Annotated in this window: 12 protein-coding genes; 9 read left to right on the top strand and 3 right to left on the bottom strand. The window is 38.2% G+C overall.

What is annotated here, in order from left to right:
• Window positions 1-253 precede the first annotated feature (253 nt).
• Together Q7A53_RS20700 and Q7A53_RS20695 are read left to right on the top strand one after the other, a co-directional pair.
• On the top strand, window positions 254-937 hold the full coding sequence (locus tag Q7A53_RS20700) for an alpha/beta fold hydrolase (protein WP_411791115.1): 684 nt from the start codon (window positions 254-256) through the stop codon (window positions 935-937).
• A 115-nt stretch (window positions 938-1,052) separates the two neighbouring features.
• A complete protein-coding gene (locus tag Q7A53_RS20695; RefSeq protein WP_411791114.1) occupies window positions 1,053-1,385 on the top strand; it encodes a hypothetical protein in 333 nt (110 codons plus the stop codon).
• Between the two features lie 56 nt (window positions 1,386-1,441).
• Here Q7A53_RS20695 and Q7A53_RS20690 read toward each other — a convergent pair whose 3' ends face one another.
• On the bottom strand, window positions 1,442-2,788 hold the full coding sequence (locus Q7A53_RS20690) for a GntP family permease (RefSeq protein ID WP_411791113.1): 1,347 nt from the start codon (window positions 2,786-2,788) through the stop codon (window positions 1,442-1,444).
• A gap of 165 nt (window positions 2,789-2,953) precedes the next feature.
• Window positions 2,954-3,682: a GntR family transcriptional regulator gene (locus Q7A53_RS20685; protein WP_411791112.1), complete on the bottom strand. Its 729-nt coding sequence runs from the start codon at window positions 3,680-3,682 to the stop codon at window positions 2,954-2,956.
• Window positions 3,683-3,945: 263 nt separating this feature from the next.
• Here Q7A53_RS20685 and rlmH point away from each other — a divergent pair, with 263 nt between their 5' ends.
• The 6 genes from rlmH to Q7A53_RS20655 all read left to right on the top strand — a co-directional run bounded on the left by rlmH (window position 3,946) and on the right by Q7A53_RS20655 (window position 12,507).
• Complete coding sequence (rlmH, locus tag Q7A53_RS20680; protein WP_411791111.1) at window positions 3,946-4,425, top strand: 23S rRNA (pseudouridine(1915)-N(3))-methyltransferase RlmH; 480 nt, start codon at window positions 3,946-3,948, stop codon at window positions 4,423-4,425.
• A 135-nt stretch (window positions 4,426-4,560) separates the two neighbouring features.
• Window positions 4,561-5,241, top strand: coding sequence for a GIY-YIG nuclease family protein (locus tag Q7A53_RS20675; protein ID WP_411791110.1), 681 nt, complete (start codon window positions 4,561-4,563; stop codon window positions 5,239-5,241).
• A 380-nt stretch (window positions 5,242-5,621) separates the two neighbouring features.
• Window positions 5,622-7,406, top strand: coding sequence for a DUF262 domain-containing protein (locus Q7A53_RS20670; RefSeq protein WP_411791109.1), 1,785 nt, complete (start codon window positions 5,622-5,624; stop codon window positions 7,404-7,406).
• Window positions 7,407-7,693: 287 nt separating this feature from the next.
• A complete protein-coding gene (locus Q7A53_RS20665; protein WP_411791108.1) occupies window positions 7,694-8,020 on the top strand; it encodes a restriction endonuclease in 327 nt (108 codons plus the stop codon).
• A 307-nt stretch (window positions 8,021-8,327) separates the two neighbouring features.
• Entirely contained in the window at window positions 8,328-10,061 is a 1,734-nt protein-coding gene (locus Q7A53_RS20660) for an MrcB family domain-containing protein (protein ID WP_411791107.1), read from the top strand.
• On the top strand, window positions 10,033-12,507 hold the full coding sequence (locus tag Q7A53_RS20655; protein WP_411791106.1) for a DUF2357 domain-containing protein: 2,475 nt from the start codon (window positions 10,033-10,035) through the stop codon (window positions 12,505-12,507). Before Q7A53_RS20660 ends, Q7A53_RS20655 begins: the two co-directional genes overlap by 29 nt.
• Before the next feature lie 274 nt (window positions 12,508-12,781).
• Here Q7A53_RS20655 and Q7A53_RS20650 read toward each other — a convergent pair whose 3' ends face one another.
• Complete coding sequence (locus tag Q7A53_RS20650) at window positions 12,782-14,044, bottom strand: benzoate/H(+) symporter BenE family transporter (RefSeq protein ID WP_411791105.1); 1,263 nt, start codon at window positions 14,042-14,044, stop codon at window positions 12,782-12,784.
• A gap of 119 nt (window positions 14,045-14,163) precedes the next feature.
• Here Q7A53_RS20650 and Q7A53_RS20645 point away from each other — a divergent pair, with 119 nt between their 5' ends.
• Complete coding sequence (locus tag Q7A53_RS20645; protein ID WP_411791104.1) at window positions 14,164-15,033, top strand: LysR family transcriptional regulator; 870 nt, start codon at window positions 14,164-14,166, stop codon at window positions 15,031-15,033.
• Window positions 15,034-15,297 lie beyond the last annotated feature (264 nt).

Here is a 15,297-nt window from a genome sequence, read left to right as displayed (position 1 = left end):
TTGGTTAAATATGCGCATTCATTACCTAACGAGACAAGTATCTTTCCATTTAAAAAAGAAGCCGAAGTCAAAGTTCTTTTTTAGAAGATAGGACGTGTCTTTTTTTGATTCGTTTAGTTTCATTTTTTCTTCTACTACTCGATGTTACAAAAAGACCAGCAGCCTGTTCTCGACAGAAACACGTATGATAAACTGATTACATCAATATTTTTCCAATGGTCATTTGTAACGCTAAGCGAAGGAGTGGATTTTATTGCAGAGGCTTTATTTATTGCACGGATTTATGGGAACAGCGCAAACGCACTTCTTAGAACAGATATCTTTCCTAGAAGACAACTACGAACTAATTCTGCTAGATTTACCTGGTCATGGAAACAATCCCAAAGAGGCACCTGAGGACTATTTTGAGGAAGCTCTTACTTATGTGATAGAAAAAATGAAAATGAATGGAGAAGGTTGTTTAATCGGTTTATCTTTAGGAGCATCTTTAGCTGTACATATAGCATTAAGAGAACCTCAATGGGTGAATTCCATCGTTTTAACAGGCTATACACCTTATATTCCTGAAGAGCTGACAGGGGTAATGGACAAGCAATATGAGTATTTCTTGAATATAGAGAACACCGATAAAGGCACAGCGGAACACTTCGAGAAATTGCACGGGGAGAAATGGAGGAGCACGCTAAAGAATGTGCTTTATACCATGACCTACAACTATCCCACTGCATTAAAAGAGGATATTTCTAAGATTCAATCCCCCATCCTGATGCTTAATGGGAGTAAGGAGTTACACGAAGTAGAAGCTGTTCATTATGTGAAGAAGATATCCAACGATGCTCAAGTGGGTTTAATCCCAGATGCCGGCCATACGGCTAACATGGATCAACCTGAAACGTACAATAAACTGTTATCAGACTTTTTGTCGAAGATCAGCTGACTTATATTTTCACTAAAAGAGCCTTGGATGAGGGCTCTTTTTTTATTTTATGTAAAGAGTTTCCAGTAGGAGGTAATAGGTTAATTAGTAGTATATGGAAAAAGGAGTTGGAGCAATGAATGCTTTTCCTCATGAAATATGGAACGTGCTCATCATGGTATGTGCAGCAGGCTTGGCAAGCCTTATATCTAATCCTTACTTTGAAAACCAGGAGCTGCAGAACGCCGCCACTAAAAAATTCATGAAAGAAGTGACGCAAACCTCTTACGGAATATTGCTCCTTTGGATCGGTTTTAGTTCTATGATGATTATGTTTTCTCCTAATTATATGCCAAATGTAGACGTCTCTTTAACGATCATGACGACAGTTGCCTTTCTCATTCATCCATCCGTTCTTCTGTACAAAAAAAGAAATAGAAAAGAGGTTGAGATACCTAAAGGAAACTAAAACAGGACATAAAAAATCCGTTCCTGCTGAAGCGAGGAACGGATTTTGAATTCATTTTACACAAATACGTTAATTAATAGGATGAAGCCTAATCCGACAACGGAAATAATCGTCTCAAGCAATGTCCACGTCGCAAAGGTTTCTTTAACGGTTAAACCGAAGTACTCTTTAAACATCCAGAAGCCAGCGTCGTTGACGTGAGAAGCAATTAAGCTTCCGGCGCCGGTCGCAAGTACGACTAAGGCAAGATCAACGTCTGTCTGCCCCAGCAGCGGAACGACTAGTCCGACTGTGGTTAAGGAAGCAACTGTGGCTGAACCTAAGGAGATTCTTAAGATGGCTGCGATGATCCAGGCAAGCAGGATCGGAGACATCGTTGTGCCATCAAATAGCTTCGCCACATAGTCACCAACACCGCCGTCAATTAGAACTTGTTTAAAGGCACCGCCACCGCCGATGATCAGCAGCATCATGCCGATTTGGGAAATGGCTGTGGAACAGGAATCCATCACATCTTTGATCGGGATGTTACGAGCCACGCCCATCGTGTAAATCGCGACAAGCAGGGAAATCAGCATCGCTGTGGATGCATTTCCTATTAAATTCACGAGATGGGTAAATCCGTTTTCGCCCACGCCCATCGTATCCTGGATCAGCGTAAAGATCGTGGAAATCCCGATAAGAATAACCGGAAGCATGGCTGTGAATACACTAATACCGAACTTAGGCGTGTCTTCCAGTTCAAAGGTTTTTACTTCGCCTAAAGAAGCAATGTTGCCTGTTTTATTAAAGGAATCTGGAACAAGCTTTTTCGCAAGTTTCGTAAATAGCGGTCCTGCAATAATCACGGTTGGAACCGCAATGATAATTCCGTATACAAGCACTTTACCAAGGTCTGCGCCATACTCACCGGCAATAACAGTTGGCCCCGGGTGAGGCGGCAGGAATCCGTGAGTCACCGATAAGGCGGCAGCCATCGGAATTCCGAGATATAAGATCGATACTTTTAACTGTTTGGAAATCGCAAAAACGATTGGAATTAATAAGACGAGTCCGACTTCAAAGAACAACGCAATCCCGATAATAAAGGAAGCGACCACCACGGCCCATTGAATGTTCTTCTCGCCGAATTTGTTCACAAGCGTCATCGCGATACGCTGTGCACCGCCTGAATCAGTAATTAACTTCCCTAACATCGCACCAAGTCCGAAGATGAGAGCCAGGTGGCCAAGGGTTCCGCCTAATCCTGATTCAATCGTATCGACAACGTCTCCGAGCGGCATTCCTAGTGACAAAGCGACGCCAAAGGAAACGATGATCAGAGCAACAAAGGTATTTAATTTGAGTCCCATAATTAATATAAGTAAAGCAACAATTCCTAATGCAACAACAACTAACGGCATTGTAATCCCTCCAAGTATGTTTCTAGCTGTACGATTCAATGATTATGGTATGGGATAGATCATTGGGTCTACGAGTCTAGAGCATAGTACGTTTTTATTTATGTGTGTGCGTGCTTCAAGCTTGACCTATGTAAGTATGGAATCGATTCCAAAACCGCCCGTGGATTATTCTCCACGTTTGCTTCCTTTGGAAAAGGTCTGCTGTGATTCCCATAAGTCTTCCACTTTCCCTTGCACATCATCGAAATTCTGGTGCAGCGACTTAATCATAAGTGTATGATTCTTCCTGCTGATCGCTTCAATATAAAGCATATGATTGTTCACGATGCGATCGAGGTCATCGTATCGTTCCTCAAACCGCAATCTCATCGATAAAAGAATAAGGCTTTCCATCGTCGGCTTTAAATTCTTCCAGATCATCAAGATATGTGAATGATCAATGGCCCGGATGATCGTTTCATGAAATAAGACATCCTGATAGGCGAACTCATCCGCATCCTGGTATTTAATCGAGATTTTCATCATTTCTACGATTCGGCTGAGCTCTTTAATTAATTCATCAATGTCCATCTTCACTAACCGTTCAAACACAAAGGTTTCGATCAATAAACGAACGTCATAGATTTCTTCGATTTCTACTTCCGTTAAACCAGCCACAACGGCACCCATGCGTTCGAGCTTCACAATATTTTCAGAAGCAAGTACCTTTAACGCTTCCCGGACAGGTGAACGGCTCACAGCGAAATCAGCAGCCAATTGATTCTCTGATAGAATTGTACCGCTTTCAATTCTGCCGGAAATAATCCGCATACGAAGCTCACACGCGACACGTTCTCCCGCCGAAGTGTTCGAAAGCCATTTCTCAGGATACAATAATTCTTTTGATTCAGCCATTGATTCACCTCTCCTGTAAGTTCAAGTGTACTTGTATACAAGTATTGTAGTACAGAATTGCAAATTTGCAAACGCTTTTACTCAAATTTAATCGGTGGCATCCAGCGAACCCCTGGCATGACTGGGTTCAGTCGGTGTAAAAAATAATGGCGCTTACATTTTTGACGGTGAAAAACGCTTTCCTCTTACCTATTCGATGGAAGAAGACAAAACCTGTCCGTGGTAAACTAGAGGATAGAAAAGAAAAAACGGAGGACGGTTCTATGAAACTTACCATCGTAACAGTAGGAAAATTAAAAGAAAAATATTTAAAACAGGGCATTGAGGAATATGTAAAACGACTCGGCCCCTACGCCAAAGTCGACGTCGTCGAAGTTCCCGACGAAAAAGCACCCGAAAACCTGAGCGAAGCCCAAATGGAAGAAGTAAAACAAAAAGAAGGCGAACGCATCCTCGCCAAAATCAGTCCCGATAGCTACGTCATCACTCTCGAAATCAACGGCCAGCAGCTCACTTCAGAGAAACTCGCCAAGAAAATGGACGAACTCGCCACCTACGGCAAAAGCAAAGTCTCTTTCGTTATTGGCGGATCGTTAGGATTGAGTGATGAGGTGCTGGAGCGGAGTGACTTTGGCTTGTCTTTCTCGAAGATGACGTTTCCTCATCAGTTGATGCGGTTGATGCTGGTGGAGCAGGTGTATCGGGCGTTTAAGATTAATCGGGGTGAGCCGTATCATAAATAGATTTTTGAAAAGTTAAATCTTTAAAAACCATCATAAATTAGAAAGGAAATAGTATTTTGTATTTTTTACGATGGAAGTATCAGATTTTAATACAAATAGTACCTGTAAATAAATATGAAGGGAAGTAGTAATAATTTGGGAGAGTATAAGTATAATAATTTACCTATAATGCCTTCAATTATTGAAATTCTAATCATAGAATTATTTAATGGTAAAACACTTAAACGAGATGAAATTGTAAATGAAGTATTAGATTATCATATTTCGAATGGAGGGGCCTCACCTGAAGTTAAAGATTTTCCAAGATCAGTAAAAAAAGCATTAGAGAGAATGAATGTAAAAGGGTGGGCAACAAATAAGTCTTACGGATATTGGGAAATTAAAAAAGAAGACTCTCCCATAAATGAAGAAATAGTGGAGGATGAGGAAGAAGATACAAAGGAAGATGAAAAAATTCCTATAAAAAAAATTTATGGAAGCGGAAATTCATCGGTATATTTATATTATTTTGATACCTATAAAAATTTTGCTTTATTAAAGGGGCATAGTACATGGCCGTGCAAGATTGGCAGAACTGATAGAGATGTTTTAATTCGGATACTTTCCCAAGGATCTACAGCCTTACCAGAAATGCCAACAATTGAATATATTATTAAAACTGAGGATGCTCCTCTCCTAGAAACAATGCTCCATTCGGTATTAGAAATAAAAGGGAATAATATCGAGGATTCTCCAGGATCAGAGTGGTTTGATACAAATCCAGAAGAAGTAATAGAAATAGTTGAATTTGCAAATAAAAACTTGTTAGATTATTAGTCTATTAGATTTGTGCAAGAAACAATCCCAATACTTTAGGTGTACTTGAATTTTACTGATCCAAAAGCTTTAGATAAGGTCCGGGATTTTGAAAAGGGAACTTGAAGGATTTGAAATATGGTGCCTGACCCCCATTACACTAACACTTTAATACAATGGGGGTCAGACACCATCAATGGAGGAATATGTAAAACGACTTGGCCCCTACGCCAAAGTTGACAAGTTCCCAACGCGGAGTGATTTTGGTTTGTCGTTTTCTAAGATGATGTTTCCTCATCATTAGATTGCGGCTGATGCTTGTAGAGCAGGTGTATCGGGCGTTTAAGATTAATCGGGGGAGCCTTATGGTAAATAATAAAAAACATTAGGAGGAAATCAATATGAAAATTACCCCTACAACTTTAACCATTAACCAAATGCTGGGTAGCAGTAATGAACAATTTATTATTCCAGCTTATCAACGAAGATATTCTTGGGGAGAAAAGCAATGGGCAGATTTATTCAATGATATAAAATTATTAAATCAAGAAGACTCACATTTATTAGGCAACATTCTTTGTCTAACTTCAAACTACTCTGTAGGAATTAATGAGCTCGAATTGGTTGATGGACAACAGAGAACAACAACATTAACAATATTAATAAAAGCATTATCACACAAATTTAAAGATTTGGGAATTGATGAAGTACATAATGAATTGGAAGTATTACTCACCTGTAAAGGAATAGACCGAAAGCAAAAGCGAAACCTTATTTTAGGTGATTTAGATGATATAGATTATGTGAGATTTTTAAATAATGAGGATTTAGATAAAGTGAAAAATGAGAAACTTGTAGAAGCCTATGAATTCTTTCTTCATGAACTCAGTTCTTTTAGTGTTGAAGAGTTGTACGAATATGAACACAAGCTTAGAAGTAATACGTTTGTCATTCGTTTGGATGTGGCAAATGCTAAAGATGCATATAAATTATTTGAAACTATAAACAATCGTGGTCTTAGACTAAGTCCGACGGATATAATAAAAAACTTTCTATTGGGTCATGCATCATTAATAAGTGAGCAGACTCTAGAGAAAGTAAAAAGTTATTGGACTGAAATTATTATTAACTTAGATGGTACGAAAACAGACGACTTCTTTAGACAATACCTTTCATACGCTACGAAAAGAAGAATTACAAAATCAACTATTATAAGTGAATTTAAAAACTATTATTTTAATTCAGTCATTGAAGCTGAGAATCTTAATGAATTTAGTGAGTATAGAGCATTAGAGGTTTCAACAGAGGACGATGTTGCCGATGAACAGGATATTGATTTCGAGGATCAAGAGGATACTAAACAATCATCCGCTTATAAATTGACTATCTTAGAATTTGCAAAAGGTCTAAGAGATTCCTCCAATATCTATAAGAAGATTAGAAATCAATCATTTGATATCAATGATCTTAATATACATTTAACAAATTTGAAAAAAATTAAATCCTTTCCAAGCTATATTTTTTTACTAGATTTGTTCCAACGAAATGTAGAACACGAAGATAAAATTAAGATTCTTAAGTTAATAGAGACTTTTATGTTAAGAAGGCATATTTGTGAGTATAGAACAGGAGAATTAGACACTATATTCTCGAGTTTAGTTAATGTGAGAGACATTGATGTTGTATATGAAGTTAAAAGTATTCTGCTTAAATATCTTCCTGGAGATAATGAATTTCAAGAAAATTTCGCTAGAAATAGTTTTAGAAATAACGAAGGCAGAGCTAAATATGTACTTGAACAATTTGAGTATAATTTAATCAATGATCAAGGAGAGTATAAGTTAACGTCAGGTGTTGACCTTCATTTAGAACATATAATCCCTCAGAAAATAACTACTAAAAAATCGAAAAGTGAATTTGGCGATTGGGAAGGTTACCTTGGGGAAAATGCTAATGAAGAACATAAAGATTATGTAAATAGGATAGGAAACATGACACTGTTAGCAAGATCATTAAACATTAGTGCATCAAATAATCCATTTAAAAGTAAAATTGAGGAATATAAAAAGTCTAATATTAAATTAACGCAACAAGTTGCAGAGTTTGATGAATTTAAATTGCGTGAAGTTGTTAATCGCTCAAAGAGATTTGCTAAGGAAGCTTTAGAAATGTGGAACTTTAATTAAATGAATTTAGATCTAAAAAGAAAAGGATTAAGTGCCTGCTCTATTTAAAAATAACTTCTGGCCAGGCGCTTTTAAAAATTTATTTTACTTTTATGGGATCCAACATCTATATAATAAGCAACTACCTAAATGAAGATGAAATAACAAACCCTCTTGAGTTTATTTTGTTTATTAAAGTTCCGCTTAAATCCAGTATATTTACTGTCTATCGTTGTTTTGTGATAATTATTCTAGCTATAGTTTTAGTTATATAAGGTTGATGTTTAACTACTAAAGGGGGTTGCGAAATGGAGCGCTGGTGGATGGTTCGAGCAGGGGACAATAATGAATTAATTCCTGTATGGAAAAAACAAGGTATAGCATCTATTGGATGGCCGCAATTAGGAGACCCAAATAATATTCAGTCAAAGAGTGAATTGATTGATATGGGTGATGAAGTGTATGAAGACAGCAAACCAGGATCCAGAAACAGTTGGGTGAATCAAGTTTGGCGTTTTAGTAGAGACATTAAAAAAGGGGATAAGATAATAACCTACTATAAAGAAACAAGAGAGTACATGGTCGGCACAGTGACAGGTGAGCATTATCTTAATAAGTCTATTTTGTTTAAGTAAATCGGTATATTGGGGGCTTGTAAATGACTTCCTTGATCACTGTTTAAAATGAAAGGTTGATGGATGGAGAAACCTCTGTGAACGGCTTCTAATACAATATCCATCTCCAGTGTTTGATCAAGTTGCTTTCCTTAAAGGAATGAGTCACCCTCTTCCTTTTTTTACTTTCAAAACTTTATTTCATAGTTTAGTGTTAGTTATAGCTATGGACAATTAAATTTGGATAAATATAAAGGTTATCTACTCTAGGAATTATGCTTCCTTACGGAGTGAGTTACACACTTAATTTTTGAGGAGAGTCGAACTAGTGGATGAGCAATTAAATTTAGAAAGCACAAGCAAACTTCACTCGCTATTAACCAAGGTTACAAATGAATATTTAATGGAAAAACAGTCTCTATTTAAATCGAATTCGTTGGGGCAATTTGTCCGATCAGATATACCGAAGATCATCAACTCTCTAGAATTTATTCATATAGAGCGTTTTATTGTGAAAGGATCTGTGGGGCAAGGAAATTGGGCTCAAGTACCCTGGATTTCCATCTTGAATAAGCACATAACGACGAGTACGCAACGAGGTTACTATTTAGTCTACTTATTTAGTGAAGATATGGAAAGGGTTTATCTTACCTTCGCTCAAGGGATCACAGAATCTTCTAAAGAACAGATCAAGCACATTAGAGAAGATATTAGAAGTACGATTCAGACAGAGCGTTATCCTACTTCTTCACCTATACATAAAGATGATGCGATAAACCTCGGAAGTAGCACGAAGGGTAAGGGGTATGAAGAATCTACGGCACTTTATATTCAATATAACTCGAACTCATTGCCGTCAGAAACTGATCTGCAAAAAGATTTATCGTCAATGATTGATATATATGAGTACTATGTTCAAGTTCAAAGTGATCGTGTGGAAGAAAATGATACCAATATAGAATGGTCAGATGAAAAAATTATAGATCACATTCACGCTTACATACGGAATCAAGGGTTTTACTATGAATTAGAAGATGTGAAAAATTTGTTCCTCTCGCTTAGAACAAAGCCTTTTATGATTTTATCTGGGATCTCTGGTACAGGGAAAACGAAAATCGTAGAATTATTTTCTGGAAGTCTAGGGGCCACAGAGGAAAACAAGCAATTTACTTTAATCCCAGTAAGACCTGACTGGAGTGACGGATCTGACCTTTTAGGATACACCGATATTAAAGGGATATTTCAACAGGGACCGTTAACCTCTGTTATTAAGGAAGCAACTTTACACAAAGACCACCCATACTTCGTAGTGCTAGATGAAATGAATTTAGCACGTGTGGAGTATTATTTTAGTGATTTTCTAAGTGTGATGGAAAGTAGAAAATGGGTGGATGGGGAAGTCCAAACCCTCCCGATTCTGAGTGAGAACCAAGTAGGGGAACGCGTAACGATCCCGCCTAATTTATATATTATTGGAACGGTGAACATGGATGAAACTACACATCCGTTTAGTAAAAAGGTGTTAGACCGTGCTAATACGATTGAGTTCAACAATGTTCATTTGGATACCTTAACTTTTCTTGAAGAAGAGCAAGGCGAAGATGAACCGATAAACCTCACAAATGAACGGCTGCAATCAGAGTACCTTCGTTTGAAAGATGCTTATTCTTCTAATAAAGAACTCATTGTACATGCGACAGAAGAGCTGGTTAAAATCAACGATCTTCTTAAGCCTATTCAGGCTCATGTTGGTTATCGTGTCCGCGATGAAATATGTTTTTATACGATTTATAGTCGCTATTTAATGTCGCAAGACGAAGCGTTAGACTTCCAATTTTACCAGAAGATTCTTCCGCGACTGTCAGCTAGTCATGGCCAAGCCTTTCAGGTGCTAAAGAATTTATTTACTTATTTTACCAATCATACCTATGAAGAAGATCTATTACCGAACCAGGTCGAGGACATACTCGATAACGCGCGTTTTCCTAAAAGTGGTCGAAAAGTGTACGAGATGATTTGGCGAGGTGATTTGGATGGATTTACTTCCTTCTGGAGCAGCTGACGAAAGAGAGTTGATTGAAATAGAGACGGACTTATTTTCCTTATACATTAAGGGGAAACCGTATCACAGTCGCTATGAGAGTTTGAAGCAATATAAGGCTATTCAGCCTCATGAATCGATGTACTTTTCAGCAAACGGGCAAGCAATTGAATCCGTCAAAGTCTTTGATGTGAATGAAGAAAAACTCATGGATCATACGAGTGTGCCACCTTTATTTTTTGAAAATGGAGTTTATCAACTCGTTGTAACACCTAAAAACCAATCTCCATTAGAATTTGAACATGAACATCCTGCCTTAAGGAAAGCGGTCAGTAAGGTAGGGAAGCATCCTCATCAAATATTAATGGGGAATTTATCCTTTACCAATGAAGTTGGGTACACCACCTTCTCTATTCTTAGTGAAGGGAAAAAACAGTTGGAGGTTACTTTGGAGGTCTTTCCATCTAAACTGTCGTATAAGGAAGACTACCAACAGCTATTAGAGGAAGTGAATGAGGAAGTTTATAACCTTGCCTATCATTTCGTTAAGAAAACTTATTTAGGGGCTACCACCACGCAGACGGTCGAATCCTCTTGGACAGAATTTTATCGATTATTAACGAAGTACATTCAACAGTTTACTCAGGCCGTTTCCCATATCGAAAATCAACCGCATCACCAACTGAAGAAAGAACATCGGTTAGTGAGGGGGGACATGCTCAAAAGGCAAGACACTAAAGGGTTGAAATATCTACGTAAGCGTCCCAGTCTATTTGAGGAAGCTCCAAATGGTATTCCCATTCATGAACAGAAGATGATGCCCGCAAAAGGGCTAAACATCCAAAAAGAACTAAGCTACGATACACTGGAAAATCGCTTCGTCAAATGGATGATGGTTAGGCTTTCTCATAAAATGAACTCCTTGAAACGTACGTTGGAAGATAGTCATAACTACTATCAAAATAATCCTTATCAATATATGATAAAACTAGTAAGAGATATGGAATTATCTATCCAAAAAAAGCTATCTTCTCCCTTTTGGAGGTTAATAGGAAAGCTTGACCGATCTGTAATGACCCTTGTATTGCAAATGGCATCTGGATATCGAGAAGCTTATCAAACCTATTTGACTCTATCCCGTGGTTTGGTTTTACGCGGGGAATTAGCGAGATTATCTGTCAAAGATGTGGCTACTCTCTATGAATATTGGACGTTTCTGAAGTTAGGGCAGATATTAGCTTCTAAGTACAAGATGATCAGTCAAGATATTATTAAGGTAAATCGTGACGGTCTTTTTGTAACGTTAAATCAGTCGAAGATGGCGAAAAGAGTTTTTCGTCACCCTCATACAAACGAAAAGATAACCTTACATTTCCAAAAGCATTCAGGGATATTGCCGACTGTAAGGCAAAAACCTGATTCTATGTTAAGCATAGAAAAAGTAGGAAAGGATCATGCTTACGAGTACATATTTGATGCCAAGTACCGAGTCGACTTTGCTGTAGAAGGAAGCTATTATGGACGGAATTATGGAAGTCCAGGTCCGCTTGAGGAAGATATCAATACGATGCACCGTTATCGAGATGCGATAGTAGAAAGTATAGCTACCACCTATGAGCGTAATACTTTTGGCGCCTACGTATTATTTCCCTGGAGTGAAGAACATGAATACGAAAAGCACGCCTTTTATCAAAGCATCCAAAAAGTGAATATAGGTGGCTTTCCTTTCTTGCCTCAATCAACTGGATTAGTGGAACGATTTCTAGATCGCTTAATCGAATGCTCACCTAAACAATTACAAGAAGAAGGAATTTTGCCTAAAGGCACGCTGGAACAGTGGAACTCTAGAGTTGAAGAGAAAGTGTGGATCGTTAAGGTGAACAGTGAACAACAATTACGGAAGATCAACCAGACAAGCAGAATGTTTATTCCGGATTCTTATTTAAGCAAGGGATGGAAGGAATCGAGCTACATAGCCTTATATAAACCAAAATCTATCTTTAAGGATGATGGTGGGATTTCTCAATACGCTAAAATAAGAAATGTAAAAGTAGAGTACAAACATGGTGGAATTAGTCTATATACGGATACCTGGAGAAGACTCAAACAATTAATTAAGCCAGTGGGCTATGGAATTAGTACTTCCACCATAACAACTTTACCTAATTTGAAAGATGCCGAAGAGTTGCCTCAGCTTCATATGAAGAACTCTATAGAAAAAGAGTTATGGCAATTGTTAAGGCGGTTTTCTAGGGAGATTCGAATGCACCTTAATCATAAGGAGCTTGATAAGGCTGGCAAGGTTATTTCTTTCCAGTCCCTCGCAAAAGGATTAACATTTAAGATGAATGAATCGGATATTAAATTACTCTCAGACAAAGGCAGTTTTTCTTTTACTTATGAGGATTTGATGCACAACGTAAATAAAGTATTCAGGGAAATAGTGAATATCAAGTCTAGTCGGTGAAACGCATTTTACAGTATTAAAAAGTGTCTTCCCCTCTATGTTTAAAGTGAAGGCACTTTTACCTCTATGTATTGTTCTGGGTTAATACAATTAAATTAACTATAATTATAAGTTTGAAATTATAATAAATCCTAGATTTACTACGAAGAACCGTATCATAAGAAAATGAGGTATTTATTCTATACAAAGAAATTAAAAGTACACCTAGACCGCACTATGTCTAGGTGTCCCTTTATTGTGTCATGAGAAGTATCCAGGGTCTCAAGAAACGGTGTTAAGAAATTTTGCCCTCGCTAAGAACTTCACTCAAGTTACCATCGTTTTGGTCTCTTGATTCTGATTTATAGAAATCTTGTTTATCCAAGAATATAGTGGCCAAGGTGCCCCCAACTAGACCCCAGAATGGCGCTCCGATATGGAGAATGGAGACCCCGGAGATTGTGATGATAAAGGAAAACAGGGCTCCTGATTTGAATGGACCAGAGAAACTCATTTTCAAAGAGTCAACCAGTACACTAATCATGGCGATGCCGCCTAGTAATTGAATCAATGAAGTAGGAATGACTTTTGGAATTTGTGAAGCCATTGGAGAGAATAGAGCTAATAGACAGGATAATACTCCTAATACAATAGCTGCGGCATACCTGCGTTCAAGCTTGCCTGATTCTTCATTAACGAGTAAGCCCGTCATGGGTCCTGCAATACAAGCTGGGTGGCCACCGAAAAAAGCATTGATCATGGTACCGATTCCACTCCAATTGGTCATGGCATTGATCGGTGGACGATAGCCGTGAGTCTCTAACATAGCGATTCCCTGGGCATTTTGAATGGCAATAACCGTTAACAGTAACGGAAGGACAAGTTCCCCTATAACGGAAAAACTAAATGATGGCATGACAAAATGGGGAATCCCCATGGCTATATGAAGAGGCTGTGCAGAAACGTTCGGCAGAAATTTAACACAAAGAATGGCTGCAATGATGGCACCTAATATAGGCGGAAACTTTTTTGAAAATCGTAAGAAAAAAGAAAGAGCAAGAAAGACGAGTAACGGGATTCCGTTGAGTAAAGGATTTTTTACAACCGAGTGGATCATTCCAGTGCCGAAAGGGAGTAAGACACCTGCCACCATCCCCATCATAATCGGTATCGGCAAAACCTTCATCAATTTAGTAACAAGACCAGATATTCCTAATAGAAAAATAAGGATTCCGGTTATAATATAGGCACCAACCACTTGATTGAAGGAATAATGGGTTAAGCTTGAGCCGATAAGAATGGCGCCAGGTATGGAAAAGGCATAGCCTATGGGCTGTCCATAATATAAGGAGACGATGAGCGTAAGCAGTCCCCCCATTCCATAAATGGCGAAAATCCATGAGCTGGTTATGCTGCCAGACAAATGACCTTTAGCAGCAGCTTGTAAAACAATTAATAATGGACCTGCCGAACCAAAAAGCCAGGCCACAAATCCATTCGATATATTCCCCACCGATAAAAGCTTGGGAAGTTGTATGATATTTTTTTTGAACAACAAAGTCACGCTCCTTCAACTTGTGAATGACACTAAATAATAGTGTATACTCAATTTGATGATACTTAAAATATCTGTTCAATCTATTTACCATATCTTTTGGGTATGAAGGAGGTTTCATCTTGGATATTCGGCAGTTAAAATACTTTGTCACGATTGCAGAGGAAGGAAAGATTACGACCGCCGCAAAGAAATTAAATATTGCGCAGCCCCCGTTGAGCAAACAGCTTAAACAAATGGAAGAAGAGCTGGGTGTTGTGTTATTTGATCGGGATAACAAAAGTCTTCATTTAACCTTGGAGGGGGAAAGATTACTTCTTCGAGCAAAAGAACTTTTAAATAAATTTGATGAAACCATGATTGAAGTACAGGAATTGAGGAAAGGCGCCAGCGGAATTTTATCGGTTGGATCCAATCTTTATTGTGCCTCATTAATGCTTTCCAAGGTGGTAGATATTCGGGAGAAAAATCCTGGTCTGACTTTCAAAGTATGGGAAGGGGAAACGATTCATCTTTTGAAAATGTTATCGAAACGCGAGATTGAGATTGCGATAACAAATAGCCCCATAACGGAAAAAAGTATCTCTCAAATGCCCTTGGAAAGTGACCCCTATGTACTTGTTCTGCCTGAAAAGTGGGAGTGGAACGGATCAGAACAATGCAGATTAGAGGAAATCATTGATCTGCCTTTAATTCTTCTGCGGCCGAATTATGGTTTAGGGGTGTATGGACAAATTGTTAATGAATTTCAACGGTTAGATTTAGAACCAAATATCCTGTGCGAATGTCAGGATTTAATTATGTTACTGGGTCTCGTTTCATCAGGGTTTGGTGGCACGATCCTGCCGCTTTCGTTATTATCTCTCCATTCATTGGGAGGATTGAGAGTTGTTCAGCTAAAGGATCACACCTTAATATCTGAACCCAAAGTCATTTGGAGGAAGAATAGTTACTTATCAAAAGCAGCAAAAGAATTTTTAAAGCTTTTTTGACACGAAAATTATTTATTCATAGGGAAAAGTTTTAAGGTTAGTCAAATAGGTTTAGGAGTCGAAGCGGATCTCTACGGTAAAGGTCGAAGAGAAAATTCTTGTTGCCGGCCGGATTTTCGGTGGTTGGGAGGCATTCGGTAAGCTTCATCAGCTTGCCCGCTGGTGTACTCGGTGTGCGTCGATGCCTTTCTTTGTAAGACTAGCTCTTTTTATAAAAAAGAGAGAAGAGCACTGAACTGTCCCCCGTTATTTGGACAATTTATA

The sequence above is a fragment of the Halobacillus rhizosphaerae genome, assembly GCF_046719735.1.
GTDB lineage: Bacteria > Bacillota > Bacilli > Bacillales > Halobacillaceae > Halobacillus_B > Halobacillus_B rhizosphaerae.
The sequence above is the reverse complement of the archived record's forward strand: the minus strand, read 5'-3'. Positions and strand labels throughout refer to the sequence as shown.